25 protein-coding genes, 1 tRNA gene and 2 pseudogenes are annotated in these 25,019 nt (G+C 59.7%); 7 read left to right on the forward strand and 21 right to left on the reverse strand.

What is annotated here, in order from left to right:
• Nucleotides 1–28: 28 nt before the first annotated feature.
• Nucleotides 29–517, reverse strand: coding sequence for a DMT family transporter (locus C7534_RS25085; protein ID WP_109787374.1), 489 nt, complete (start codon nucleotides 515–517; stop codon nucleotides 29–31).
• Between the two features lie 78 nt (nucleotides 518–595).
• Between C7534_RS25085 and C7534_RS25090 the strand changes: the two genes are divergently transcribed.
• The 6 genes from C7534_RS25090 to C7534_RS25115 all read left to right on the forward strand — a co-directional run bounded on the left by C7534_RS25090 (nucleotide 596) and on the right by C7534_RS25115 (nucleotide 4,889).
• Nucleotides 596–1,537, forward strand: a complete 942-nt coding sequence (locus C7534_RS25090) for a LysR family transcriptional regulator (RefSeq protein ID WP_109787375.1) — start codon at nucleotides 596–598, stop codon at nucleotides 1,535–1,537.
• A gap of 10 nt (nucleotides 1,538–1,547) precedes the next feature.
• A complete protein-coding gene (gene fos / locus C7534_RS25095; protein WP_109787376.1) occupies nucleotides 1,548–1,964 on the forward strand; it encodes a fosfomycin resistance glutathione transferase in 417 nt (138 codons plus the stop codon).
• Nucleotides 1,965–2,029: 65 nt separating this feature from the next.
• Nucleotides 2,030–2,668: a LysE family translocator gene (locus C7534_RS25100; RefSeq protein WP_109787377.1), complete on the forward strand. Its 639-nt coding sequence runs from the start codon at nucleotides 2,030–2,032 to the stop codon at nucleotides 2,666–2,668.
• An 18-nt stretch (nucleotides 2,669–2,686) separates the two neighbouring features.
• Nucleotides 2,687–4,036, forward strand: a complete 1,350-nt coding sequence (locus tag C7534_RS25105; RefSeq protein ID WP_109787418.1) for a sensor domain-containing protein — start codon at nucleotides 2,687–2,689, stop codon at nucleotides 4,034–4,036.
• A gap of 117 nt (nucleotides 4,037–4,153) precedes the next feature.
• The gene (locus C7534_RS25110) at nucleotides 4,154–4,312 is read left to right on the forward strand and encodes a KGG domain-containing protein (RefSeq protein ID WP_077430748.1); all 159 of its coding nucleotides are present in this window, start codon (nucleotides 4,154–4,156) and stop codon (nucleotides 4,310–4,312) included.
• Between the two features lie 73 nt (nucleotides 4,313–4,385).
• Nucleotides 4,386–4,889 (forward strand): DUF4142 domain-containing protein, encoded by a 504-nt coding sequence (locus tag C7534_RS25115; protein ID WP_109787378.1) that lies wholly within the window; start codon nucleotides 4,386–4,388, stop codon nucleotides 4,887–4,889.
• A 66-nt stretch (nucleotides 4,890–4,955) separates the two neighbouring features.
• Here C7534_RS25115 and C7534_RS25120 read toward each other — a convergent pair whose 3' ends face one another.
• The 3 genes from C7534_RS25120 to C7534_RS25130 form a co-directional block, all read right to left on the reverse strand.
• Nucleotides 4,956–5,366, reverse strand: coding sequence for a low affinity iron permease family protein (locus C7534_RS25120; protein ID WP_046029446.1), 411 nt, complete (start codon nucleotides 5,364–5,366; stop codon nucleotides 4,956–4,958).
• Between the two features lie 237 nt (nucleotides 5,367–5,603).
• Nucleotides 5,604–6,122 carry an AidA/PixA family protein gene (locus tag C7534_RS25125; protein WP_109787379.1) on the reverse strand — a complete coding sequence of 173 codons (519 nt, stop codon included), beginning with the start codon at nucleotides 6,120–6,122 and terminating at the stop codon, nucleotides 5,604–5,606.
• A 125-nt stretch (nucleotides 6,123–6,247) separates the two neighbouring features.
• On the reverse strand, nucleotides 6,248–6,751 hold the full coding sequence (locus tag C7534_RS25130; protein WP_046029450.1) for an inclusion body family protein: 504 nt from the start codon (nucleotides 6,749–6,751) through the stop codon (nucleotides 6,248–6,250).
• Between the two features lie 351 nt (nucleotides 6,752–7,102).
• Here C7534_RS25130 and tam point away from each other — a divergent pair, with 351 nt between their 5' ends.
• Nucleotides 7,103–7,873 (forward strand): trans-aconitate 2-methyltransferase, encoded by a 771-nt coding sequence (gene tam / locus C7534_RS25135; protein ID WP_109787381.1) that lies wholly within the window; start codon nucleotides 7,103–7,105, stop codon nucleotides 7,871–7,873.
• 91 nt (nucleotides 7,874–7,964) lie between these two features.
• On the opposite strand, the pseudogene C7534_RS25140 reads toward tam, so the two are convergent.
• From C7534_RS25140 to C7534_RS25225, 17 genes and pseudogenes are all read right to left on the reverse strand, one after another.
• Nucleotides 7,965–8,243 (reverse strand): annotated as a pseudogene (locus C7534_RS25140) (type II toxin-antitoxin system HicB family antitoxin); the annotation flags it as partial.
• Nucleotides 8,244–8,317: 74 nt separating this feature from the next.
• Complete coding sequence (locus C7534_RS25145; protein ID WP_046029454.1) at nucleotides 8,318–8,587, reverse strand: hypothetical protein; 270 nt, start codon at nucleotides 8,585–8,587, stop codon at nucleotides 8,318–8,320.
• 541 nt (nucleotides 8,588–9,128) lie between these two features.
• On the reverse strand, nucleotides 9,129–9,494 hold the full coding sequence (locus C7534_RS25150; RefSeq protein ID WP_109787382.1) for a DUF7079 family protein: 366 nt from the start codon (nucleotides 9,492–9,494) through the stop codon (nucleotides 9,129–9,131).
• Nucleotides 9,479–10,261: a hypothetical protein gene (locus C7534_RS25155; protein WP_046029458.1), complete on the reverse strand. Its 783-nt coding sequence runs from the start codon at nucleotides 10,259–10,261 to the stop codon at nucleotides 9,479–9,481. The genes C7534_RS25150 and C7534_RS25155 overlap by 16 nt, the downstream gene beginning before the upstream one ends.
• A gap of 10 nt (nucleotides 10,262–10,271) precedes the next feature.
• Nucleotides 10,272–10,818 (reverse strand): annotated as a pseudogene (locus tag C7534_RS25160) (PAAR domain-containing protein).
• 294 nt (nucleotides 10,819–11,112) lie between these two features.
• Nucleotides 11,113–11,186 (reverse strand) — tRNA-Gly (locus C7534_RS25165).
• 169 nt (nucleotides 11,187–11,355) lie between these two features.
• Entirely contained in the window at nucleotides 11,356–12,240 is an 885-nt protein-coding gene (locus C7534_RS25170) for an alpha/beta fold hydrolase (RefSeq protein ID WP_109787384.1), read from the reverse strand.
• Between the two features lie 311 nt (nucleotides 12,241–12,551).
• The gene (locus tag C7534_RS25175; protein ID WP_046029461.1) at nucleotides 12,552–13,244 is read right to left on the reverse strand and encodes a pseudouridine synthase; all 693 of its coding nucleotides are present in this window, start codon (nucleotides 13,242–13,244) and stop codon (nucleotides 12,552–12,554) included.
• 57 nt (nucleotides 13,245–13,301) lie between these two features.
• The gene (locus C7534_RS25180; RefSeq protein WP_046029463.1) at nucleotides 13,302–13,496 is read right to left on the reverse strand and encodes a cysteine-rich CWC family protein; all 195 of its coding nucleotides are present in this window, start codon (nucleotides 13,494–13,496) and stop codon (nucleotides 13,302–13,304) included.
• Between the two features lie 5 nt (nucleotides 13,497–13,501).
• The gene (locus C7534_RS25185; protein WP_077430744.1) at nucleotides 13,502–14,989 is read right to left on the reverse strand and encodes a sensor domain-containing diguanylate cyclase; all 1,488 of its coding nucleotides are present in this window, start codon (nucleotides 14,987–14,989) and stop codon (nucleotides 13,502–13,504) included.
• A 214-nt stretch (nucleotides 14,990–15,203) separates the two neighbouring features.
• Nucleotides 15,204–16,976: an allophanate hydrolase gene (atzF, locus tag C7534_RS25190; protein ID WP_109787385.1), complete on the reverse strand. Its 1,773-nt coding sequence runs from the start codon at nucleotides 16,974–16,976 to the stop codon at nucleotides 15,204–15,206.
• A gap of 25 nt (nucleotides 16,977–17,001) precedes the next feature.
• Nucleotides 17,002–20,634, reverse strand: coding sequence for an urea carboxylase (uca, locus tag C7534_RS25195; protein ID WP_109787386.1), 3,633 nt, complete (start codon nucleotides 20,632–20,634; stop codon nucleotides 17,002–17,004).
• Between the two features lie 302 nt (nucleotides 20,635–20,936).
• Nucleotides 20,937–21,578 carry an urea amidolyase associated protein UAAP2 gene (locus C7534_RS25205; protein ID WP_077430742.1) on the reverse strand — a complete coding sequence of 214 codons (642 nt, stop codon included), beginning with the start codon at nucleotides 21,576–21,578 and terminating at the stop codon, nucleotides 20,937–20,939.
• Between the two features lie 11 nt (nucleotides 21,579–21,589).
• A complete protein-coding gene (locus C7534_RS25210; RefSeq protein WP_109787387.1) occupies nucleotides 21,590–22,315 on the reverse strand; it encodes an urea amidolyase associated protein UAAP1 in 726 nt (241 codons plus the stop codon).
• A gap of 12 nt (nucleotides 22,316–22,327) precedes the next feature.
• A complete protein-coding gene (locus C7534_RS25215; RefSeq protein ID WP_109787388.1) occupies nucleotides 22,328–23,116 on the reverse strand; it encodes an ABC transporter ATP-binding protein in 789 nt (262 codons plus the stop codon).
• The gene (locus C7534_RS25220; RefSeq protein ID WP_109787389.1) at nucleotides 23,113–23,928 is read right to left on the reverse strand and encodes an ABC transporter permease; all 816 of its coding nucleotides are present in this window, start codon (nucleotides 23,926–23,928) and stop codon (nucleotides 23,113–23,115) included. Before C7534_RS25220 ends, C7534_RS25215 begins: the two co-directional genes overlap by 4 nt.
• A 16-nt stretch (nucleotides 23,929–23,944) precedes the next feature.
• Nucleotides 23,945–25,012 (reverse strand): putative urea ABC transporter substrate-binding protein, encoded by a 1,068-nt coding sequence (locus C7534_RS25225; RefSeq protein WP_109787390.1) that lies wholly within the window; start codon nucleotides 25,010–25,012, stop codon nucleotides 23,945–23,947.
• Nucleotides 25,013–25,019 lie beyond the last annotated feature (7 nt).

A 25,019-nucleotide genomic window follows, 5' to 3' on the forward strand; every position in this document is an offset into this window, starting at 1 on the left:
GCTGCCGGAGGGTGCGATCTTTAGGTTTTCAAGGCGTTGCGGCGATGGCTTTTTCCGTCATGCCGCCCAACTGAATCAACACCACCCCCGCCACTAACAAGACGGCCCCGAACGCCCGAGGCAACGTCATGTGCCGCTCCATCAATCCAAACCACCCAAAGTGATCCAGCACCAGCGACGCCACCACTTGCCCCGCCAACGCCAGCGCAATAAAGCCTGACGCTCCCAGCTTGGGCAGCAGCATCAACGCCAACGAAATAAAGCACACCCCAAACGCGCCTCCTGCCCACATCCACAGCGGTGCCCGGGTGATAAAGGCCAGCGACGGCAACGGCAAGCGCAGCGCCACGATGATCGGCAGCAACACCACAATACTCACCAGCAACGAGGCGAGCGTCGCCCACAACGGATGGCCCAGACCTCGCGTGAGGTTGGCGTTGATCGCGCTCTGAAAGGGCACCACCGCCCCGGCAATCAGCGCCAGCAGCAACAGACCGGCCCAGTGCAATGTACTCATGATGTGTTCTCCAACAGGTTTCGCTGGACTGTAGGGTATTCGTCACGCAAATTTAAATTCCGGTTTGCTATACAGAACATGCATCAAATGAATGATCTTCGACGCATCGACCTCAACCTGCTGGTGATTCTCGACGCATTGCTCAGCGAACAACACGTGACCCGGGCTGCCGAGCGCCTGCACCTGAGCCAGCCGGCGGTCAGCCACGCGCTGGCCCGACTGCGCGACATGCTCGGCGATCCGCTGCTGGTGCGCGCGGGCGCCACACTCGTGCCGACGCCACGTGCGCTGGAACTGGTCGCACCGTTGGCCGAAGCCCTGGCTCAGGTGCAATCACTGCTGGCGCCAAACACCTTCGATCCCGCCACCGCCAAGCGCACCTTTCGCCTGGCGATGTCGGATTACGGCGCGGCGATTATCTTGCCGGGGCTGATTCGAACCTTGCGCCGGGAAGCGCCGGGCATTGACCTGCAAATCAGCCACGCCAGCCGCGAAGGCATGATCGAGGGCGTGCTCAATGGTGATATCGACGTCGCGGTGGGGGTCTTTCCCGAATTGCCGAATGAGTTGCGCAGCACACCGCTGTTCGAAGAGCACTACGTGTGCCTCGTCGACCGTTACAGCCTGCCCGCCAATGGCATCCTCGACCTGCCAACCTACCTCGCGCGACCGCACGTCCTGCTGGAAATGCGCGGCAGCGGCACCCCGGAAATCGAACGGGCCCTGACCGCACTGCGCGAACGCCGTCGCGTGGCGATCAGCCTGCCGCACTGGAGCGTCGCCCCGGGATTTATCAGCGGTACTGATCTGATTCTGACAGTGGCGTCCCGTGGGCTGCGTGATATTGATGAACAGTCGCTGGTCGTCGTGCCGCCACCGTTTGATATTCCGTCGTTCACCTTTGTGTTGGCGTGGCACAAACGGCGGGGTGGGGATCAGGCGTTGAATTGGTTGAATGGGCGGATTGCGCAGGGGATAGTGCGCGGTGACATGTCCACTGACTCAACTCCAAACTCTTGAGGCGATCAAATTGCTCACAGGCCTCAACCACCTGACCCTCGCCGTCACCGACCTGAGCCGCAGCGTGGCGTTCTACCAGAACCTCCTGCAACTGCGCCTCGAAGCCACGTGGGACTGCGGCGCCTATCTTTCGCTGCCGGGTTTGTGGTTGTGTCTATCCCTCGACCCGCTGCGCCATCCCGAGCCTGCTGCCGACTACACCCATTACGCCTTCAGCCTCGATGCGGCGGATTTCCCACGCTTCGTCGAACGTCTGCGATCCACCCACGTGCAGGAATGGCGCGACAATCGCAGCGAGGGCGCGTCCTTCTACTTCCTTGATCCGGACGGCCACAAGCTGGAAGCCCATGTGGGTGACCTGGCGTCGCGCCTGGCGGCCTGCCGGCAGCGGCCGTATGCGGGGATGAAGTTCTTCGACGATCTGTAAGTCGATGTTGCTGGACCTGATATAGACTGGCGTCCATTCACTAAGTGGTTCAAAAGAGTTTTTCTATGACCCCATCCCTGCTAATGGCCGTTCTTGCCTCGGGTTTTATCTACGGCATCACCCCCGGGCCGGGTGTGTTGGCGGTATTCGGGATCGGTGCGGCGCATGGGCGACGGGCGGGGGCGGGTTTTTTGTGCGGGCATTTGCTGGGGGATGTGGTCTGGTGCAGCACGGCACTGATTGCGATTGTCGGCGCACGCGAAATCGGTAGTACTGCGTTTGATGTGTTGGGTGTGCTCAGCGGACTGTATTTGTTTTGGCTGGGTTTACGCGCGGTACGGGCCAAACGCAGCAGTGCCGAAGCGCCTCAGGGCCCGGCTCGCCAGCCGTTCTGGCACGGCATCATGTTCGGTTTGACCAATCCCAAGGCTTACCCGGTGGCGGTGGCCACCTTCACCGCATTGTTGTCGAGCCGCGCAGAACTGCTGCACTGGTCGATGCTGCCGTGGCTGATCGTCCTGAGCTTTGTTGGAGGCCTGATCGCCTACGCTATTCTCATCGGCATCGTGGGCGCGCGGCAGGTCCGCACCTTGTATCAGCGCCATGAACTGGCGATCACCCGGTTGTGCGGGGTAATGTTTATCGGTTTTGCCATTAATGCCCTGGCGCACGCGTTGCCGGGGCTGGTCACGAACAAGGCTTGAGGCCACATGCAGGGCACCATGGCATCCAGAAACTCCGCGCCGTTGGCGAGCTACATCGATCTTTTGCTGGACGCCGTGTGTGCCGTCGACAAGCAAGGTCGCTTCGTTTTTGTCAGTGCGGCCTGCGAACGCATTTTCGGTTACACCCCCGACGAACTGATCGGCCAGCCAATGATTGATCTGGTGCACCCGGCCGATCGCCAGCGCACCCTCGACGCCGCGCGGGAGATCATGGGCGGTGAGCCCAAACTCAATTTCGAAAACCGCTACGTACGCAAGGACGGCCAGGTGGTGCATATCCTCTGGTCGGCGCGTTGGTCGGAAGTCGATCAGTTACGCATCGCCGTGGCCCGGGACATCACCGAACGCAAGCTGGCCGAGTCCCGACAAGCGGCGTTGTACGCGATCTCCGAAGCGGCTCACGCGGCGGAAGATTTGTTGGCACTGTTCAAGCGCATTCACTTGATCATTGGCGAATGGCTGCCGGCGCTTAATTTCTCGGTGGCGCTGTATGACGAGCACTGCGCGCAGCTGAATTTTCCGTATCACGTCGACGATCAGGAACTGCAACCCGAACAACCCGGCACCATGACCGGGCGTCTGTGTGCGGAAGTGATCCGCAGTGGCCTGCCGATTTTGCTGACCCCGGGCCAGGAAAATTCGCACGAAGGTTTTGAGATGTTGGTCTCCGGGCCGAATTCGCCGTGTTGGCTGGGCGTTCCGCTGAACTCGAAAAACGGCACGATTGGCGCGCTCATCGTCAAAAGCATTCCCGGCGGAGAGCGCTACACCGAGCGGGACAAGGAATTGCTGCAATACGTCTGCGCCCAGGTCGCGACCGCCATCGAACGCAAGCAATTGCATGCCAGGTTGCAGCGCATGGCCCAGTACGACCAACTGACGCAATTGCCCAATCGCGAGCTGCTGCGTGATCGTCTGAAAGCGTCACTGGAGCTGGCTCGGGCAGATAGCGGGCGCATGGCGTTGCTGTACGTCGACCTTGACCGCTTCAAAAACGTCAACGACACACACGGCCATGCGGTGGGCGACATGCTGTTGCAAGCGGTCGCCAATCGGCTCAAGGGTTGCGTGCGCGAAACTGACACCGTGGCGCGCATCGGCGGGGATGAGTTTGTGGTGTTGTTGCACAGCATCCAGGCCGCGGAAGACGCCGACAGCGTGGCGGGGAAAATCCTTCAGATTCTGGCGCAGCCGCTGCGTCTGGACGGGCACAGCCTGAACATCCAGGTCAGTATCGGTGTCGCTCATTACCCCGAGCACGGTACCGAAGAAAAGCAGCTGTTCCGGCATGCCGACGAAGCCATGTACACCGCCAAGCGCCGGCATCACCTGCGGCTCGACACCTGAAATATCCGCTGCCGTTCGTCGCGGCGTTATCAGGTTTTCTAAACCTTTCAGTGCGCCTCAATTCTGATTCTATGCGGGCTGCTGCTCGCCTGGGTCATTACCAAGAGGTAGAGAATCATGCCTAACTCAAGAAACTCGAACTCGGGAAACTTCGCCAACGATCGAACGAAGGCGTCTGAAGCCGGTCGCAAGGGTGGGAAAACCACCACTACGACTGTCGACAAAGACCCTTCGAAGCCCGAAATGGGCCGCAAAGGAGGTCAGAAATCCAAGTAGTGATTGAAGGTGGTTTTGATGAGAGGCGGGGGCGAAAGCTCCCGCTTGAATTTTTCAGAAGGAGGGCGCGACCATGATCCGGATGGCCACCCGAATACGATATGTATGTTTTGCTACGTTGCTGGGCCTGTGTGCCGGCAGTGCCTTTGCCCAGTCCCCCGCAGAATTCATCAACGAGGCCTCGGCCCAAGGCATGGCCGATATTGAAACCAGTCGCCTGGCCCATCAGAAAACCGAATCCAAAGAGGTCAAGGACTACACCATTGTCGTCATCAACGACCGCACCACCGCTAACCAGCACCTGGCGAAAATCGCCAAACAGCTGGATTTGTCGGTAGCCCCGCGCGAAGAGGTGGTCGACAAGGCCAAAGCCTTGATGCCGCAAGTGATGGACGGCGAAACCTTCGATGAGGCGTACGCCGCCAGTCAGGTGAAAACCACGCAGGAAGCCATCGAGCAACTTCAGCAAGAAGCGCAGACCACCGACATCCCGCAAATCAAGGCGTTTGCTGAAGAGACCCTGCCCAAACTGCAAAACCACCTGCAGATGGCCAAGGCGTTGCAAGCCGGTCGCTAGCACCAGGTTTGGGGGTGTTTAAAGCAAACGGCGCGTCATTCACATCACGCGCCGTTTTGTTTGGGTTCAGCACTCGTTCAAATCCTGCTTGCGCTGACTCGACGTCGCCAGCCCTGCCAGGCCATGCACATCTTTTTCGCCCATGGCGCGATAGTGTCTGCGCAGTGCTTCCAGTTGCTTGAGATCGAGCAACTCCAGCCCCAGCATGGCGTTCTGCGCCTCCTTGTTCACCCGCAGCAACTCATCGATTTTCAAGTGCAAGATGTCGGTATCGCGGTTCTGCGTGTTCTGGATCAGGAACACCATCAGGAACGTGATGATGGTGGTCGACGTGTTGATGATAAGTTGCCAGGTGTCGTTGAAATCAAAAATCGGCCCGCTCAGGCCCCACAAGCCAATAAGAATCAGCGCCCCCATGAATGTCTTTGGGCTACCGGCCCAGAGGGCGAGTTTCTGCGAAATCTTTGCGAATTTCATGGCCGTGTTCCTTGTTGGGGTGTGTCTGATTTTCAGACAGCGACGGCGTGTTGAAAATTCTATCCACATTTCCAGATTCGCCAGCGACGCGACTTTTGTAGCAGCTGGCGCAGCCTGCGTCCGGCTGCGCAGCAGTCGTGAAGCCATGCGACCGGTGTTTCAGGGAGACCGAGAACTCAGGATTTACAACGGCTACGCAGCCGGACGCAGCCTGCGCCAGCTGCTACGTATGTGCGCCTAGTCAGCCATTTCCACTTCAACCGCCCAACTGAAGTAGCCCAGCGCCTCGCAGTTTTTGTCGATCAGCATGAAATTCAGCTCACACGTCTCCACGCCTGAGGACCGTCGAGTGCATTTCCAATAATGATCATCGGCCTGGTGGTTACCCGGCTCCGTCGGCGTTGCCGGGTCGGGCACAGGCACCGTCAGGTTGCCATGGACCACCAATTCGGGCGCTGACAGTACGCCGGCATCGCCCACTGATATCTCGTAAAACACCACGCTGTGTTCGGCCAGCAGGCTGATGGTCCTTCCACGGAGATGGAATGTCGTTTCTTTACTCGTGTGTAACGTAATTTTACTGTCATTTATTGTACTTTTACCTCCAGCGATGACGAGGATGAAACCCTCTTCAATCACCGTTGGTAATGGCGGTTTCAGACTGGGTTGCGGATAACGTGAAAGCAGTGATTCGGCATCCACGATCAGCAATATATTGTTCGCGGAGGAGGGGGCGTTGATCGGTTCGGAAGTCATCATGGATTCCTTTCATGATGGTGGTACATGACGGCAGCCGCGTCGGTTCATGCAAGACATCCCGGTTCCTGTCGAGGCGGCAACGTGTTCGGCAAGCCCCTTGTCGCCAAGGGGCCAGACCCTCGTCAGTTACGGATGGTAATGAACGGATCCCACGAACAGCAGCCGACAATCTTGCACTCGCGATCCACGATCAAAAAGTTGAAATGGTAGGTCACGCTACCGCACGCCAGTGTTTCCGACGACCAGTAATAGTTGTCGACTTTCTGGCAGCTCGGCACTGAAGGATTACTGGTGTTGGGGACGGCCACGCAAGCAGTGGCCTTGCGTGGCGTGGGGGTGGAGATCAGCTCGTTGCCGACATTGCCGATGAATTTGTAGAAAATCACCGCTGTTTCAAAGCTCTGCGACAGGCTGGTTTCCCGCCAGCGGATCAGGTCGCCCACTTGTGCTTTCAAGTTCAGTTCGCCACCCGCCTGACCATTAATCACGTTGTTCTGGTTGGTCACCATGTACACATGATTGACGTCGATCATCGTCGGCGCGGCAGGGTTTTTGCTGATGTTCGGGTAGTTTTTCAGGATGGTTTCAGTGTCGATCGAAACCAGTACGTCCGTGACTCGAGACATAGTAAAGCTCCTTCTTCATAGTGAACGCCTGGCATCTTTCCAGGCACAACAACGCTTGCTTGCCTTGCGGTCGTTGCGCAAACACTACGGGCGGAACCCACCTGTCACGAACATGAGCTGGCCTTGCTCCTTGCGTGCAAACTAACGGGTTCGGGTTCCTTCCGACGGGCCGCGATTGGACTATAGATGCGAAATTGAGGCTGTCAAAACTACCTCGTGTATGGCTCGACGAGCGGTCAAGTTGTCATGGTTGGACAAAGGTCGGGGATAGGGCCTTGAAGGTTGGTCGAGGTATCGTAGCGAACCGGTTGTGCGCCTCGGGCCACAACACCGCACCTGCAGGAGAACGCAATGAGTTGGTCCGCCAAACAATACGTCGCTTTTGAAGATGAACGCACACGCCCGGCGCGAGACTTGCTCGCCGCCATCCCGCCCGTGGAGGCGCGCTCGGCCATTGATATCGGTTGCGGCCCCGGCAACTCGACCGAACTGCTGGTCGAGCGCTTCATCGGCGCCACGGTGCGTGGCGCGGACAGTTCGCCGGACATGATCGATGCGGCTCGCAAGCGCTTGCCCAACGTGCAGTTCGACACCGTCGATATCGGTACCTGGAACGATAGCGGACCGTTCGACGTGATTTTTGCCAATGCGGTTTTGCAGTGGCTGCCCGATCACGCGACGTTACTGCCTTCGCTGGCCGCCAGACTGACGCCGGGCGGCAGCCTGGCCATCCAGATGCCTGACAACCTCAACGAACCGTCCCATCGCCTGATGCGTGAAGTGGCCGCCGAGGGCCCGTGGGCCGACAAACTGGCGAGCGCAGCCGGGCAGCGCACCGAAATGGCCAGTGCCAGCGATTACTACTCGATGTTGCGACCGCACTGCGCGCGCGTCGATGTATGGCGCACCACCTACCATCACCCGCTGGCGGGCGGGGCGTCGGGCGTGGTTGAGTGGTTCAAGGGCAGCGGTTTGCGGCCGTTTCTCGAACCGCTGGATGACGCGGAAAAGGCGCAGTACCTCAAGCAGTATCAAGCCGCGATCGAGCAGGCTTATCCGGCGTTGAGCGATGGTTCGGTGCTGCTGCCGTTTCCACGGTTGTTTATTGTGGCGACTCGGTAAAAGCACACTGAACCTGTGGTGAGGGAGCTTGCTCCCTCGCCACAGTGGTGCTTCGGTCATTCTGACGGAAGGGCGTCAACTATCAATGCTACCGGGCTTCCCCCGAGTATTTAGTCCTGTCGATGTCCAAAACTGCCCATACACATTCCGCGTACTGCGGATTCGATATGTGCAGGGTGACATTGTTTGCCAGTGGAATCGGGGATCCTTGGTCCGCGAGAATTTCGAAATGGCCTTCAATGGCTTCGCGCGCCATGGCTATTGCATCGTTCAGTCCTTCTCCAGCCGAAAAACAACCCCGGACATCAGGCACTTCTACGCCCCACGCGTGTTGGTCATCGCCTGCTGAAATCGCAATTGGAAAAAGCATGTTCATCGTCCTCCTTTGACTGGCTGTCAGGCCATGAAAGGCAAAGGGCGCCCCGAAAGGCGCCCGGTATCACCTCAGGACGGTTCGGCATCCATGCGTCGAGCGATAACGTCCAGCACATCGCAACCGTCGCGCAAGGGCACGCAGCAGAGCAATGCAAAGTCGCTGAGGATGACCGCGTCGGTGGTGATGTCGCCTCGCATGGCGAGGTTTTCGAGGATCTGCGTCACGGCTCGTATTCTGTAGCTGGCCGTGCTGAGCAGTGAGTGCAGCGGTTGGGTGGTGTTGACGAAGAGGGAGGGCAGATCGTCGGCGTTGCTGGTTAGAGCCATATATTCTTTCAAGATTGATCACCATGATAGGAGGAAGACCTACCACTCAATCGTCGCCAAACAATAGGGTGGTAGCTGTACGCGGGTTGGCGAACCGGGCCATGGTAAAACCGGCAGACCCTAAGGTCTCCCACGCACAGCCACCATAAATGAGGTAGCAACGTACGTTCAAAAGCGCTCCGAGAAATTCTCGGAGGCTCCTGTACCAAGGCATCGAGTCGCCAAACCCGATACGCCATTTGGGCGCGCTCGGACTATAGGCCTCGTGACAAAGGCACAGCAATGCGCAAGTGTACGGACAATTCCCAGCGTCGTGTAGGACGTTGCCTTTTCGGAAATTGGCCACTTTCGTGCCATCAGGGAATTGGGTGATCGACGCGTGATTGGGCAGACGTTGACTGCTTTGTTCAGGATGAAGAATCAGCGTTTCACTAAATCCCGCCCACAAAAAAACCGGCCACACAGGACCGGTTTTTTCGTTATGGTCGCCCGTCAGGCAACAGCAGGGAACAAACTCTCATAAGGAATTCGTAATTCATTCTTAGGGGGGCAGTTACTGGAAACGATGAAATTTCATGAGCTCCTTCCAGATGTAACCGTAGCTGTAGCGTAGCCATGCCACTTTTAACTGGTCGAAGCGACGTCGAAACCAACTGTGTTCTCGCGCTTTGAGTTCTTTGGCTATTTCCTCTAGTAACCATTCATCCTTAAAACCACTCCAAACAGGAGGGGCGGGCGTTTCAAGGTTGCTGAAGCAGACAGGCGCGACCTCTGAGTACAAGATTTCTTCAACGTCCTTTGGGTCATAGCCTCGAATTCGTTCTGCGATAGAGGCGTAGTCGACAGTGCTGTCTACAAAGGCCTCTGCCAGCGCGATCTGGATGTTCGCTCGTTCCGTAGGCGTCAGAATATGTCCCAATGGGCCAGCTCCTCTAGCTCTGCGTCGAACGTGTCAGCCGCGACCCCGCCGGCGATGCCGCCAACAACGCTACCGATGAGAACTACGGCGATTGCGCAGGCCGGAGCTCCAGGACCACAAAGAGCGGATATGCCCAAACCTGCCAGAAATCCACCCGCCGCACCACCACCCAGGATGGTGGCTTGGCGAGTGGTTTCCTTGGCCTTGTCGTCTGCGTTCAGTATTTGGTAAGTGGCCAGCACCGCTGTCATGATGATGCCAACCTTGCCCATGACAGACATGATTTTTGTGCCAGAGGTGAACTTGGCATTGGCACTGCCGGACCGCTCCAGAGCTCTGTACAAGACTTCTTTCTGTTGAGCCTTAGAAAGTTGTTCGTAGTTCTTGTGGAACTGGGTTTGAGATTTTTCGTTCAGGATGTCGCTGTGTGTTCCGCCGGCCTTTTTCTTTTTTTGCACGATGGCCAAACCCTGTGCAGAGGTCAGCTTGCGGTGTTCGAACATGATTTTGTTGCGCATCTCATTGCTGAACTTTGTCGCGTCCTCGACGCTGATATTGCCAGCTCTCACCTCAGCGAATATCTGCTGTGACATTCGTCGAATATTGCTCTCGTAGCTTGCGCGGATGCGTTCGTCCTTGATGGCATCGATGGAAAAACGACTGGCCGCCCCCTCCATGCCTGCAACCGCCATCTCAAGGGGAGACCGGTCGAGCGTATGTTCGCTTTTAACAACATAACTTCCGGTTACCAGGTTCGGTTCCGTCACTAGAATATCCTTATCCCAAAATGTCGTTCAGCAGTCCGTCGATACCTGCGGTTGTGCAGGTGTTTTCGTGTTGGGCAAATGCCAAGGTATGGCATGCCTTTCCGGTGGGGTTGGAAAATTTGACCGAGTTGTTTGCGTCAAAGACGCCGGGCATGGAAGACCCATCGTCAAAGTGAGCCGTGCAAGCAAACCCTTCGTAGCTTTCTTCTGCGGGAATCTTAAAGCCGATCCAGTTGCCGTGAATGACCATGGGCATAGGAGGAATAAAGGGGGCAGGGGTATGGGAGCTTCCGATGATGACCGTGCCCGAACCGCCGATCACGACATCGCCATGATGTGCCGACAGTACCGACCAGCGCGGCATTTTTGCCGTTGATTAACACTGTGCCGGACACTTCTGAAGCTAACGCACTACCGCAGGTGCAGGTGTCACCTTTGCGAGCGGCTGCAAGGCCGTCGAAGAACACATCAGGAGAGCCAGAGGCGATAGCTTTGGAGCCGTGCCCCGGCATGGGACAACTGGTTGGGTCGGTGATACGTGCAGCTGGCTTTGCCATGCTTGACTCCCTGTCAACGAATTTAACGGGGACGACTGTATCAGACCTACTCTGAGAAATGGCTCGCGAAGATGTCAGCAAGGTCATGCCTGGGGCATGCGGCGGGAGTTGATAAGCCAGAGATGCACAACCATGCTTATTCAGCTGTGGAAAATTGGGGACTGATCTATTTATCAAAGATTGGCCAAGTTGACCACATACCCGAGTCCACCAAACCCCAGACACAAAAAAACCGGCCATCAAGGCCGGTTTTTTTATCCCCCGTCAAAAAACAACGTGAGACTGAAGTCTGAGTGGAGCGGGTGAAGGGAATCGAACCCTCGTTATCAGCTTGGGAAGCTGGAGTAATGCCATTATACGACACCCGCTCAGAGCGGCTGACTTTGTACCAGATGTGCGCACGGATTTGAAGTTTTTCTTTATGCGCGCTGCATTTAGCACGGCTGAAACGAAAGCACGGTCTATCGCGGGCAAGCCTCGCGCCTACAGGACTGCATTCAACACTGTAGGGCGAAGCTTGCTCGCGAGGACGCTGTTTCAGATAGCCAGTGCATGGTGGTCCTGAACGTAGTGGTAACGCGGTCGGCTTTCATGCTGTGCCGGTCTCAGGAACCCCATCAGTGCATTGCGGCTGTCTCGGCAGGCGGCTTTGTGTTCCATGTCGAGAAAGTGGCCGGTCGCTTCCAGGGTCGTGAAGGTGGCGTGTTGCACATGGTTGGCGAACAATCGCGCGCCGTCGGCGGCGGTGTATTCGTCCCATTCGCCGTTCATGAACAGCACCGGTACGTTGATTTTCTCCGCAGCCTTCAGAAAGCATTGGCGATCACTGTGCAGCAGGTCGCTGATGTGGAAGTGCATCTGCCCGTATTCATGATCGGCCAGGCTGCTGACGTGCCGATAGTTGAAGCGCTTGAACAGAGTCGGCAAGTGTTTACCGATGGTGCTGTTCACCAGGGTGCCGACCCGGTCGCCGTCCCGGCTGCCGAGGTAATCGACGCCTCGCTCGAGGTAGTCGAGCATGTGCGCATTGATCTCCGGGGAGAACGAGCTGATTACGGCTTTTTCGATCCGTCGTGGCCGGTGGGCGAGGGCGACCAGGGTCGCGGCACCGCCCCAGGAAAACGACAGAACGTGTTCGGCGCCGAAGTGGTCGATCAGCTCCAGGAGGATCTGCCCTTCGACTTCCTTGGTCAGCAATTTCTCGTGCAGGTTGTGGGCCTTGGACTTGCCCGCGTAGGGCTGGTCGTAGCAAACCACGTTGAATTGCGGGTGCAGGTTTTTCACGGTTTGTGCAAACGACGCAGTCGTGGCCATCGAGCCGTTGACCAGAATAATGGTCTTCTCTGCGGCGTCTGCGCGATAGAACTCCGTGTAAACCCGATACTGACCTTGTATATCCAGCACAGCGATTTCTGGCCTCATGTCATAAGACTCCTGGCAAGCGGGTATGCGCGCAAATGAGATTGCACGAGCTTTGTGACAGGTAGGCATACGCCTGGAATTTGGAGGCCCATGTCGATCCATGCAGCAGGTCGACGGGTATTATTATTGGCGGGCAGTCTGTCGGTCTGAGGCGGAACCTGAGGGTTCTCTAACCGGCAAAAAGTTTCTTAGAAGTATGTTGTGACTCGTCAGTCACATTTCGGCTGACGACCTGATTCAAGCAGGGGAGGCGGCATCGCGCAAGTGTCTTTCGTAAATTGTTCGACAACTTCTGCTGAGCGGTTGCCTGCTTAGATCAAATGAATCTCTTCGGTGCGCAATGGGCGGTACTCGCCCGGTTTTAGCGCATTGTCCAGCGCCAGCGGGCCCATGCGCTCGCGGTGCAGGCGTAGCACCTTGTTGTCGAAGTGGCCAAACATGCGCTTCACCTGATGATAGCGACCTTCAACAATGCTAAGGCGCGCCGACTTCGGCCCCAACAGCTCTAACCCGGCGGGTTGAGTGGTGAGGTCCTCGAAAGCGAAATACAGCCCTTCTGTGAATTTCAACGCATATTCCGGGCCGATCTCCTGCTCGGTCTCGACGTAATAAACCTTGGGCAGTTTGGTCTGCGGTTGGGTCAGGCGTCGTGACCAGCTGCCGTCATTGGTAATCAGCATCAGGCCGGTGGTGTTGAAATCCAGGCGACCGGCGATGTGCAACTCATCCTTGTCGGGCTCGTGAATCAGGTCGAGGACTGTCCGGTGTTCCGGGTCGCGGGTGGCGCTGACACAGCCGGCGGGCTTGTGCAGCATGAAGTGGCGCAGCGGCTTGCCGGCTTGCAGCACGTCGTCGTCCACTTCAACACGACTGAATTCGCGGACGTCGGCGTGCGGGTCGCTGACGATGTTTCCGTCGATCCGCACGCGCTTTTCCACCAGCAACAGGCGCACCTGCTTACGGTTGAAGCACGGCAGATTGCTGAGGAAACGGTCAACGCGCATGGCAAGGGATCGGTGGGAAAAGGGGCGCGTATCTTACGTGATCGGCCGGAGGCCTGCTTACAGCTGTGCCTCGACCTGCGCGCAGCGCGGGCACAGGCAGGAGGCGTCGCGCAGTTCGGCCGGCAGTGCTTCGAGCACGGCCGGGTCGATGCTGACGCCGTAGCACCAACAGGCGCGATCAGCGGTTCGCGGGTCGGCCAGGCTGCAGTCGTTGGAGGCGCCGCAGGCCGGGCAGTGTTCAGGCCGGTTCATAAAGGTCATTCATAGCTGGAGTGAGACATTTCCACGCAGGTGCGATTACGGCCCGATTGCTTGGCGCGATACATCGCATGATCGGCTCGTGAGAGCAGGGTGTGCAAGGTGTCATCCGGCTGCAACGTGGTCAAGCCGATGCTGACGGACAGCTGCAAGGCTTGATCGTTGTAGGCATAACGTTGTGTTTCGACATGCTGGCGAATCTTCTCGGCGATCATCAGGCCGGTCTCACCGTCGGTGTCCTTGAGCAGCACGATAAATTCTTCACCGCCCCAGCGGCAGACGATGTCGGAATGGCGCAGACAGCTCTCCAGATCCCGCGCGAAGCCGATCAGCACCTGATCGCCGGCCAGATGCCCGTAGGTGTCGTTCAACACCTTGAAGTGGTCCAGATCCAGCAGCAGCGCGGTTAGCGGTTTCGGCTCGCGCTGGGCTTCATGCATGGCCTGTGCGGCCAGCAGATCGAAGCCGCGACGGTTCGGTAATTCGGTCAGGGTGTCGAGGGTGGCCTGGGCCTGGATCTTGCCCTGAAAACGCTTGATTACCCGGTTCAGCAGGGCCAGCACAATCAGCGTGACGAGCAGGCAGATCAGCAGGTTGAGGTACAGCGACTGGCGGATTTCACTGAGGGCGCCGTCTTCGCGTTTGTCGACGAACAGGTACCAATTCAGCTCTGGAATGAAGCGCACGTTGAGGAAATGTCCCTGGCCCTGAACGGAATATTCGTAGCTGCCGCTGTGGGGTTTGGGCAATTGGCTGACCAGGCTTTTCATGCTGTCGAGCTCGCTGAGGCTCTGCCCGATGTGTGCACCTTGTGGGCCACCCTCGGCGCCAGTGAGCACCAGGCGCCCGAAGTTGTCGACGAAATACACGCTGCGCTGGTAGCGCTGCTGGTACTTGTCGATCAGCTTGATCACCGCATCGACCGTCAGGCCGACACCCGCCGCGCCGATGAAACGGTCGTTGTAGTCGTAGACCTTGTAGTTGATGAAGAAGGTCAGGTTGTCCTTGTTGGCCATGTCCGGGTCGACATTGATTTCGTAAGGCTCGGCCATGTCCCGCACGCGAAAATACCAAGTGTCACGGGGCTCGGTGGCCTTGATCTGTTTGAGCACGCCTTTGGCGTGGTAGTAGGTCAGCGTGCTGTTGGAAATGAAGAACGAGGTGTAGGCGCCGTAGTGCGTCATGACTTCGTTGAGGTAACGAGTCATTTTCTCGGGGTCGTGCTCGCCGTTCACCACCCAGTCCCGCATGAAGGTGTCGCGGGACATCATCGAGGAAATCAGGATCGGTCTGACAAGGTCTTTCTGGATTTCCGAGTAGACAGTGTCCGATGTCAGCGGCAGTTCAGTGTTGACGATGTTGTCGCGAATCGACGCGCGAGAGGCGTAGTAACTGAGGAAGGACGTGGCAAGAAACCCGGCGCCCAGCAGCGCGATCAGCGTGAGGACCAACGAACGTTGAGAATACAGAGGCGAGCGGGGCGACATGACACTTCCGTGGGCAATGGTCCAAGGCAGGCATTCTAATGGCACTGCCGGGAAATAACTGCTCTATGTCGAACGCGAATGATCGCTCACGGGCCTCAACGGAATGATCGTTCCCACGCTCTGCGTGGGAGTGCCGCCCCGGACGCTCTGCGTCCCTTTGCGAGCGTGACGCGGAGCGTCACAGCATGCATTCCCACGCAGAGCATGGGGACGATCATTGAGCGAGATAAGCTCGCCATCCGCCAAGATGGCTGATATCGGTGGCACCTTCCAACCCATACGCCTCACAGATAAACCCGCTCTCCCATCGCCCATCCGCCAGTTGCACCTTGCCCAACCCCAGCGGCGCCGGAATTCCGGTCAAAAACGAGCCCAATTCACTGCTTGGCAGTTCCCAGACTTCCACCGCAATCGCCACGCCACCGGACTTTACGCGAACCATCCCCGGACGAAATGGCGGACCACCGGCCAGCGCATACAGTTGATAGTCCGGCGAACTGTGAGTCGTCTCGATCAACCGCGCCCCGCGCCGCTTCAATTGCCAGTTCAACGCCAACCCGTTCAGATGTGCACCACACACCACCAACCGCGCGCGGTCATTGCGCGCAACGGTTGTTGACGTGGGCGCCGTCACACCGTGCTGACGCTGGAACGCATCCGCCACGCTCAACAAGTACTGATCGGTGAACGCCCGACCAAACAGGGTCACGCCCCACGGCAGGCCATTGCCCATGAAACCGCTGGGCACGGCGACGGCGGCGTAATCGAGCAGGTTCATGAAGTTGGTGTAGTAACCCAACTCCGAATTGCGCAGCACCGGTTCGGCGTCCAGTTGCGCCCGTGTCACCGGGCGGCCGATGGTCGGTGTGACCACGCAATCGAGGTCTGCCAGTGCGGTGTCGCACAGCGCCTTCAAGGCTTGCAGGCGATACTGGGCGCGGAAGGTTTGCACGCCCGTCACCGCCGGAGCCTTGGCCAGCACCGCACGGATCACCGGCAGCACCGCTTCCGGGTTTTGTTCCATCAATTCGCCGGCCACGCTGTAACGCTCGGCCACCCACGGCCCTTCGTAAAGCAGACGTGCGGCTTCGAGAAACGGCGACAGGTCCAGTTCGACGGCTTCACCGCCCAAAGCCTTGAGTTGGTCGATGGCATCACCGAACAACAGCGGGCCTTCGGGGCAACCGAAGAACTCCAGATCTTGCGCACGGGGTACGCCAAAGCGGAACGGGCGCGGTGTGCCGAATGCCGCGCCGTCATTCCATTGCGGGTTGCTGCGGCTGTATTCATCGCGCGGGTCGAGGTGTGCCGTGAGCGCGAGCAATTGGCTGGCCTCCCGAGCCGTCGCGGTGAAGGTCGTTACGCAATCAAGCGTGCGACAGGCGGGCACCACGCCTGCCGTGGAGATCAATCCTTTGGTCGCTTTGAGCCCCACCAGATTGTTCAACCCCGCGGGTACACGCCCCGAACCTGCGGTGTCAGTGCCCAGCGAAAAACTCGCCACGCCCAGCGCCACCGCCAGCGAAGACCCGGCGCTGGAACCGCCTGACGGATACTCCGGCAACACACTGTTGGGGCACGCGCCATACGGCGAGCGACTGCCGTTGAGGCCGGTGGCGAACTGGTCGAGGTTGGTCTTGCCCAACGGGATCGCCCCCAGCGCCAACAACTGTTCGACGATGGTCGCCGAACGCTCGGGCACGTAAGCAAACTCCGGGCACGCCGCCGTGGTGGGAATGCCCGCCAGGTCGATGTTGTCCTTGATTGCAAACGGCACGCCGTACAGCGGCAGGCTGTCGATGCTGTGGCCGTCGAGGGCGGCGAGGTACGGCTCCAGTTCTTCAACACTGAGCAAATGGATGAACAGGTGATAGTCCGGGTTCAGCGCCGCCGCTTTATCGCGCAGGCTCAGCAGCAATTGCCGGGGCGTGAGGGTCCCGTCGCGGTAAGCGCTGCGCAGGGCGTCGAGTTGTAGATTGATGTTCATGGCGTTAATCCTTTTCGAAATGGGTTCAGTCGAGTTCCAGCACCACGACGCGCTGCCCGGCACGTACCGCCGAGCCCGGTTGCAAACGAATCTCGCGCACCACGCCGGCCATGGGGGCCAGCAGTGGGATTTCCATCTTCATCGACTCCAGAATCACCAGCACGTCACCGACGGCCACGCGGCTGCCGGTTTGCACCTGAACCTGCCAGAGGTTGCCGGCGATGTGGCTGTCGACGCTCTGTTGACCGTTGGCCAGTGGCGCATCTTCGGTGGTTTCGGCGACCCGTTCTTCGCTGTCGAAGTGCGCCTGACCGCTGGCGATCCAGCGCTCGCGCTCGGCGTTGAACGCGCCTTTTTGCTGATCACGAAACGCAGCAATGGTGTCGGCTTCTTTGCTCAGGAATGCCTGGTAATCCGCGAGGTTCAACTGGCTGTGCTCGATGTTCAGATCGAAACGTCCGAGCGGGAAATCCCGGCGGATGCGCAGCAGTTCATCGGCGCTCACCGGGTAGAAACGGATCTGGTCGAAGAAGCGCAACAGCCACGGTTTGCCGTCGAACGCGGCGACTTCGCGGTAGCGGTTCCACATCTGCAACGTGCGACCGACAAACTGATAACCGCCGGGGCCTTCCATGCCGTAGACGCACATATAGGCGCCCCCGATGCCCACCGAGTTTTCCGCGGTCCAGGTGCGGGCCGGGTTGTATTTGGTGGTCACCAGACGATGACGCGGGTCGAGCGGCGTGGCGACCGGTGCGCCGAGGTAGACGTCGCCCAGGCCCATCACCAGGTAACTGGCGTCGAACACCGTGCGCTGCACTTCATCGAGGTTGGGCAGGTCGTTGATGCGGCGGATGAACTCCAGATTGCTCGGGCACCACGGCGCGTCCTTGCGCACGGTGGTCATGTATTTTTCGATCGCCAACTGACAGGCCGGGTCATCCCAGGACAGCGGCAGATGGACAATGCGCGACGGCACTTGCAGGTCCTTGGCGGCGCACACGGCGTCCCATTCCCCGGCGACGATGCCGAGCAAATCGGCCAGCGGCAGTTGCTCGGGTTGGTAGTGCACTTGCAGCGAGCGAATGCCCGGCGTGAGATCGATCACGCCGTGCAGGTGTTTGCTTTCCAGCGCTTGCATGAGGGCGTGGGCGCGGAAACGCAGGACCAGGTCGAGTTCGGGGGCGCCGATTTCCAGTAGTAGATGAGTATCCCCAGAAAGACGCGCCACCAACCGCGTATCTCCCTGACCCAACTCCAACACCACAGGCGACATAAGACTCTGTGGGAGCTGGCTTGCCAGCGATGAAGTTGAAGCGGTGTCTGGACGGGCCCCATCGCTGGCAAGCCAGCTCCCACAGGTATTCCACTTGCAGGCGAGATTGCGGGCGGTTTTGATATCGACCGGGATGAACTGAACCTTGTCTCCAGCCTTCAATTGCCCCAGCTGCCAAAGGTCCGCCTCGATCACCGTCACCGGGCACACAAACCCGCCCAGGCTCGGGCCATCCGGGCCGAGGATGACCGGCATGTCCCCAGTGAAATCCACTGCGCCGATGGCATACGGATTGTCATGAATATTCGACGGATGCAGGCCCGCTTCACCGCCGTCGGCGCGCACCCATTCAGGCTTCGGCCCGATCAACCGCACACCCGTGCGGCTGGAGTTGAAGTGCACTTCCCATTGGGTCGAGAAGAACGTGCCGATGTAGCGTTCGGTGAAGTATTCCGGTGCGCCATGCGGGCCGTAGATCACGCGGATTTGCCGCACCGCGGGCAACGCGGTGACTTGAACCTCGGGCAGTTCTGCACCGGCACTGCGGTCGCTCAACGCTGGCACATGCAACACGTCACCAGCGCGCAAGGCGCGACCACCATGCCCGCCAAACTGACCGAGGGTGAAGGTGCTTTTGCTGCCCAGGTAATCCGGAACCTGCAGACCACCGCGCACGCACAGATAGCTGCGGGCGCCGGCGCCGGCCATCGTGCCGAGGCTCAACGTGGCACCGGCCGGGATCAGCAGCGCGGTGTTCATCGCGACAGTTTCGCCGTTCAACGTCAGCGGGATAACCGCGCCGGTGACCGCCACCACCGCATCACAGTTGAAGCGCAGCAACGGCCCGGTCATGGTGATTTCGAGGGCGGCGGCACCTTCTTCGTTACCCAATAGGAGATTGCCCAGACGCAACGCGCGACTGTCCATCGGGCCCGACGGCGGCACGCCCACCGCCCAATAGCCGAGGCGACCGGGATAGTCTTGAACGCTGGTCTGGGTCCCGGCGCTTAACACTTCAAAAGTGTTGGCCTGATAGATCAGGCCTTCCAGGCAACGCGTCCACGGCTGGCCACTGGCGAACGGCGCATCCAGCAGAATCTGGCGCAGGTAATCGCGGTTGGTTTCCACGCCATACAGCAGGCTGTCGCTCAATGCCTGATGCAGATCAGCGCGTGCTTCTTCGCGGGTCGGCGCCCAACTGATGACCTTGGCGATCATCGGGTCGAAGTACGGCGGGATCTCGCAACCGGCCTCGACCCAGGTGTCGATGCGCAGTTGAATGCCGTTGGCGGTCGGGAAATTCACGGCGGTGAGCAAGCCCGGGCTGGGCTGGAAATCGCGTCCCGGATCTTCGGCATACAGTCGCGCCTGAATCGCATGCCCTTCGGCTTTCAAACCTTGGCTCAACTCGCGCAGCGGCGGCAGATCACCGGCCGCGAGTTCGACCATCCAGCGCACCAGGTCAACGCCCCACACTTGTTCGGTGACGCCGTGTTCGACTTGCAAACGGGTGTTCACTTCAAGGAAGTAGAAGCGCTGATCTTCGCTGTCGAAGACAAACTCCACGGTGCCGGCGCTACGGTAATTCACCGCTTTGGCCAGTTTGATCGCCGCCGCGCACAGGTCTTCGGCCATGCCGTCGGGCAGGTTCGGCGCCGGGGTTTCTTCGAGGACTTTCTGGTTGCGGCGCTGCACCGAGCAGTCGCGTACGCCGAGGGCAATCACTTCGCCCCGGCCATCGCCGAACACCTGGACTTCCAGATGACGGGCGCGCTGGATGTACTTCTCGATGAACACCCCGGCGTCGCTGAAGTTATTCTGGCCCAGACGTTTGACCGCTTCGAAGGACTCGCTCAACTCAGCCGCACTGCGGCACACGCGCATGCCGATGCCGCCACCGCCGGCGGTGCTTTTGAGCATCACCGGGTAGCCGACCTGTTCGCCTGCGATCAGGGCCGCGTCGAGGCTGTCGAGCAGTTCAGTGCCTTCGAGCATTGGCACGCCGTGTTGTTTGGCCAGGGCGCGAGCCGTGTGCTTGAGACCGAATACGCGCAGCTGTTCGGGTGTGGGGCCGATGAAGGCGATGTTGGCGTCTTCACAGGCCTGGGCAAACGCGGCGTTTTCCGAGAGGAAACCGTAGCCGGGATGAATTGCCGTGGCGCCGGTGGTTTTGGCGATGGCGAGGATCTTGTCGACCGCCAGGTAAGTGCCGGCCGCCGCGCCTTCACCGAGGCTGTGGGCTTCATCGGCTTGCAGGATGTGCAGGCTGGCCGCATCGGCCTCGGAGTAAACGGCGACGCCTTTAACCTGCAATTCACGCAGGGTGCGCAGGATGCGGCAGGCAATCGCGCCACGGTTGGCAATCAGGACTTTTTCGAACATGGCATAACCCCCGGAGGCGATAGCGCATCAGCCTCGACCTGGGATGCGGGCCGTCCCGCAGTTTTTCGAGATGCATCCGGGCCGTCCCGGATGAAAAATCAGATTTCTCAAACGCCGCCGTCCCCCTGTAGGAGCGAGCCGGCTCGCGATAGCGGTGGGTCAGTCGACATCAATATCGAATGTGCTGGCCCCTCCGCGGGCAAGCCCGCTCCCACAGGTTCGGCGGTGTCAGGGTTGTTTCAGGCACTGGCCGGAGCGGGCCTGGCACAGGGCGAACAACCATCTGCGCAACCGCGCTAATTTCAATTCCATACCAGCAGCTCCGCAGGGGTCGGGTTGTAGGCGTTGCACGGGTTGTTCAGTTGCGGGCAGTTGGAGATCAACACGATCACGTCCATCTCGGCCCGCAGATCGACGTATTTGCCCGGCGCCGAAATACCGTCTTCAAAGGTCAGCCCGCCGTCCGCCGTGACCGGCACGTTCATGAAGAAGTTGATGTTCGGCCCGATGTCGCCCTTGCCCAGGCGCCCGTCGTGAACGCAGGCGCGCAGGTAGTTGTCGCGGCAGCTGTGCATGTAGCGTTTTTCCAGGGCGTAGCGCACGGTGTTGCTCTCCTGCGCACAGGCACCGCCGAGGGTGTCGTGACGTCCGCAGGTATCGGCGACAATGGTCAGCATCGGTTTGCCGAGGTTGGAATACAGCACGCTGCCGGTGCTCAGGTACACGCTGTTTTGCCGGCGTAAGGTGCGCTGCACGTCGTAGCGTTCCTTGGGATTGGCGACGCTGTAGAACAAGGTGTCGACGGCCTGGTTGCCTTCCAGGTCGAGGATGCGCAGGGTCTGGCCGGCCTTGACCTCCATCAGCCACGGTTCGCCGGCGGGGATGGTGGCGCGGTAGATCGCGGTGTCGGGTTCGTTATGAACGGTAGCGATTGCGAGTGACATGGCAGCGATCCTCAGGCGAACAAACGGTCGGTGTTGATGAAGCCGCGCTCGTTTTCCGGGCGCGAGGTGCGGCAGTGTTCGGCCACGCTGGCGTCGGCGTTCATCCAGCTGAGCTTCAGCGGTTTTGGCGCGTATTCAGGCGATGGGTCCATCGGGTGTTGCAGGGCCGTGAGCACCACCAATGTGTCCATCGGCGCGTACAACTCGATGTAATCGCCAGCCCGGGAATTGCCTTCGACGAAGTGGAAGCGCCCGGCTTCGTCGACATCGACGCGGCTGAACAGGTTGAGGGTCATCAGCAAATCCGACAGGCCCAATCCCCACTTGCCGAGTTCCACCAGCAGGTTGTCAGTGCCGTTGCGGAAGAAGCCGTTGCGCAGTTCCTGATAGCGCCCCGCGCCGTATTTTTCGGCGACTTCTTCAGCGCAGAGCACACCGCCGAGGCTGTCGCTCCAGCCGCAGGTGTCGGCAGTGATGGCGGCCAGTACGCGGCCCATGTCCGAGTACAGGCAATGGCAGCGAGTGAGCTTGGCGGTGTGTTGGCATTTGAGGCTGTCAGGCAGGTTCAGGCGTTCGGTTTTTTCGTTGGCGTTGAGCAGCGTCAGGCTGACGTTGGCCCCACCGCGCAGATCGGTCAGGCGCAGCAGTTGGCCGCGTTTCAACACGAACGAACGGTGGCCACCACCGGGCAGCAATTCTTCGGCGAAGGGCGTGAACAGTAAGGTCGAGTCAGTCATTTGCAGATTCCTCTAAGCGGTACGAAGCGTGCCTGCCAGCGGCATCGGCAGGGCGTCGACGGCGGCGCGGGTGGCGCGGCGGTCGCTGTTCAAAGGGATGTCGTAGGTGATGCGTGCGCCATAGGCGCCGGGGGCGTGCGGGTCGACACGAACCTTGTCGAACACCAGCAGGCGCGTGCCGAGACTGAAACCTTCGGACAGGTCGTGGGTGACCATGAACACCGTCAGTTGCGTCTCGCGCCACAGCTCCAGCAGCAAGGCGTGCATGTCTTTGCGGATGCCCGGATCGAGTGCGCCGAAGGGTTCGTCGAGCAGCAACACGCGCGGTTTCATGATCAGCGCCTGGGCAATGGCCAACCGTTGTTGCATGCCGCCGGACAATTGCGCCGGGCACTTGTCCAGCGAATGACCGAGGCCGACTTTGTGCAGCAACACCGAAGCCTGTTCCCGAGCGTCACGTTTGGCGCTGCCAAACAGGCGTCCGAGCAGGGGCGAGCGCGGCAGTTCGAGGCCGAGGGTGACGTTGTCCAGCACCGTTAAATGCGGGAACACCGAGTAGCGCTGGAACACCACGCCACGGCTCGAATCCGGCTCGCCGGCCAGGGCTTGGCCGTCGAGCAGAATCTCGCCGCGACTGGCGCGTTCCTGGCCGAGCAACAGGCGCAAGAAGGTCGATTTGCCGCAACCGGAGGCGCCCACGAGGGTGCAGAATTCACCCTCGTTGACGTTGAGGTTCAGGCCTTCGAGCACCACCTGATCGGCGTATTGCTGCCAGACGTTTTTCACCGTGATGAAGCTCATGCGCGCGCTCCTTCATACCAAGGGAACGCACGCTGGGTCAGGCGCTTGAGGCCCCAGTCCATCAGCCAGGCGAGGAGGGTGATCCACACCACGTAAGGCAGGATCACGTCCATCGCCAGGTAACGGCGCACCAGGAAAATCCGATAGCCGAGGCCATCGGTGGAGGCGATAGCCTCGGCGGCAATCAGGAACAACCACGCCGAACCGAGCATCAGGCGCAACGAGATCAGCAGGCGCGGCAACAGTTGCGGCAGCACCACGCGCAGCATCAGGGTCCAGGTCGAGGCGCCAAGGGTCTGGGCCTTGATCAGCAACTCCACGGGAATTTCCCGGGCGCGCTGTTCCAGATCACGGGCCAGGGCCGGGGTGATGCCGATCACGATCAGCATCACTTTCGACAATTCCCCCAGCCCGAAGACGATGAACAGAATCGGCAGGATGGCCAGCGGTGGCACCATCGACAGCACCGTCAACAACGGTGACAATGGCGCGCCGAACAGCGGCAGGGTCCCGGCCGCCATGCCCAGGCACAGCCCGGCCAGGGCGCTGATACCGAGGCCGATGGCCAACCGACGCAGGCTGGAGGCGCTGTCCTGCCAGAGCAGGTATTCGCCGGTTCGTGCATCGGCCACGAAGGCCAGGCGCTTCACTGCATCGGTCATCTGCACGGCGCTGGGCAGCAGCTTGTCGTTGGGGTTGTCCGTCAGCCGCTCGGCCGAGCCCATGAAGTAGGCGAACAGCACCAGAGCGAACGGCAGGATCACCAACAACAGGCGGCTCGGACGATCCGGATGGCGATTGATCAGGCGCATGGCCAGCTCCTCGTGATTACAGCTTGGCGTCGGCAGCCATCTGCACGTAGGTCGGGTCGAAACGCAGCTTGAGGTTGCCCTTGTCGCCGCTGGTCACGCCATTGGCGAACGCCATGCCGACGGCACTGGTGTCCTTGGCGCCTTCGCCGAGCAAGCCGTGCTGGAACGAAAACTCGGCCACTTTGCGCATGGTTTCCGGCAGTTGTTTGCTGGTGGAGAAGTCCAGGGCCTCTTTGGGCGTGGCGAACAATTTGGTGGTGTCGAGTTGCGCCTGGAAACCTGGCAGGTCGGTGCCCGAGGCCTTGGCCATGTGTTCGAGTGCGGTTTTGCTGGCGGCGTTTTTCGCGTTCATCAACTCGACGACTTCAAACCAGGCACCGGTCAGCGCTTTGCCCAGAGCCGGGTTGTCTTTGAGCGTGGCGCTGTTGACCACCATCATGTCCATGATTTCGCCGGGGATCTGGCTGGAGTTGAAGACTTCGGTCACGGCAGGCTTGGCCTTGATGTCCGAGAGCATCGGGTTCCAGGTGGTGACGGCGTTGACCTGTTCGGTGTTGAACGCGGCGGAAATGTCGGCGTCGGAGGTGTTGACCACTTTCAGGTCTTTCTCGGTGAGGTCCACCGAATCCAGCGCGCGGGCCAGCAGGTAGTGGGAAACCGACAGCTCCACCAGGTTGACGTCCATGCCCTTGAGGTCGGTGACTTTCTTGCCGTCACCCTTGAGCACGATGCCGTCGTTGCCGTTGGAGAAGTCGCTGACGATCAACGCGGTGCTGTCGACGCCGCCCGCGGCCGGAATGGTCAGCGCGTCCATGTTGGTCATGGTGCAACCGTCGAACTGGCCGGCAGTGTATTGATTGATGGATTCGACGTAGTCATTGAGCTGCACCACATCGATCTTGATGCCGTACTTCTTCGCCCATTTGTCGACGATGCCTTGGCTGCCGGCGTATTCCCAGGGCATCCAGCCGGCATAGATTGTCCAGCACACGCTGAAATGGTCTTTCGGTGCAGCCTGGGACGAGACGCTCACGAGGGCGGCAAAGGCCGCGGCGAGCAGGGCGGGGAAACGTAGCTGGGACATGGGTGGT

The sequence above is a fragment of the Pseudomonas sp. OV226 genome, from assembly GCF_003148705.1.
Classification (GTDB): domain Bacteria; phylum Pseudomonadota; class Gammaproteobacteria; order Pseudomonadales; family Pseudomonadaceae; genus Aquipseudomonas.

Coding starts and splice junctions, on each gene's coding strand:
- C7534_RS25100 (WP_109787377.1), top strand. CDS start 2,030: ATGACCCCATCCCTGCTAATGGCCGTTCTTGCCTCGGGTTTTATCTAC.
- C7534_RS25185 (WP_077430744.1), bottom strand. CDS start 14,989: ATGTCGCCCCGCTCGCCTCTGTATTCTCAACGTTCGTTGGTCCTCACG.
- C7534_RS25170 (WP_109787384.1), bottom strand. CDS start 12,240: ATGAGGCCAGAAATCGCTGTGCTGGATATACAAGGTCAGTATCGGGTT.
- C7534_RS25125 (WP_109787379.1), bottom strand. CDS start 6,122: ATGACTTCCGAACCGATCAACGCCCCCTCCTCCGCGAACAATATATTG.
- C7534_RS25120 (WP_046029446.1), bottom strand. CDS start 5,366: ATGAAATTCGCAAAGATTTCGCAGAAACTCGCCCTCTGGGCCGGTAGC.
- C7534_RS25180 (WP_046029463.1), bottom strand. CDS start 13,496: ATGAACCGGCCTGAACACTGCCCGGCCTGCGGCGCCTCCAACGACTGC.
- uca (WP_109787386.1), bottom strand. CDS start 20,634: ATGTTCGAAAAAGTCCTGATTGCCAACCGTGGCGCGATTGCCTGCCGC.
- C7534_RS25210 (WP_109787387.1), bottom strand. CDS start 22,315: ATGACTGACTCGACCTTACTGTTCACGCCCTTCGCCGAAGAATTGCTG.
- C7534_RS25215 (WP_109787388.1), bottom strand. CDS start 23,116: ATGAGCTTCATCACGGTGAAAAACGTCTGGCAGCAATACGCCGATCAG.
- C7534_RS25225 (WP_109787390.1), bottom strand. CDS start 25,012: ATGTCCCAGCTACGTTTCCCCGCCCTGCTCGCCGCGGCCTTTGCCGCC.
- tam (WP_109787381.1), top strand. CDS start 7,103: ATGAGTTGGTCCGCCAAACAATACGTCGCTTTTGAAGATGAACGCACA.
- C7534_RS25115 (WP_109787378.1), top strand. CDS start 4,386: ATGATCCGGATGGCCACCCGAATACGATATGTATGTTTTGCTACGTTG.
- C7534_RS25220 (WP_109787389.1), bottom strand. CDS start 23,928: ATGCGCCTGATCAATCGCCATCCGGATCGTCCGAGCCGCCTGTTGTTG.
- C7534_RS25110 (WP_077430748.1), top strand. CDS start 4,154: ATGCCTAACTCAAGAAACTCGAACTCGGGAAACTTCGCCAACGATCGA.
- C7534_RS25085 (WP_109787374.1), bottom strand. CDS start 517: ATGAGTACATTGCACTGGGCCGGTCTGTTGCTGCTGGCGCTGATTGCC.
- C7534_RS25175 (WP_046029461.1), bottom strand. CDS start 13,244: ATGCGCGTTGACCGTTTCCTCAGCAATCTGCCGTGCTTCAACCGTAAG.
- C7534_RS25090 (WP_109787375.1), top strand. CDS start 596: ATGCATCAAATGAATGATCTTCGACGCATCGACCTCAACCTGCTGGTG.
- C7534_RS25105 (WP_109787418.1), top strand. CDS start 2,687: ATGGCATCCAGAAACTCCGCGCCGTTGGCGAGCTACATCGATCTTTTG.
- C7534_RS25205 (WP_077430742.1), bottom strand. CDS start 21,578: ATGTCACTCGCAATCGCTACCGTTCATAACGAACCCGACACCGCGATC.
- C7534_RS25130 (WP_046029450.1), bottom strand. CDS start 6,751: ATGTCTCGAGTCACGGACGTACTGGTTTCGATCGACACTGAAACCATC.
- atzF (WP_109787385.1), bottom strand. CDS start 16,976: ATGAACATCAATCTACAACTCGACGCCCTGCGCAGCGCTTACCGCGAC.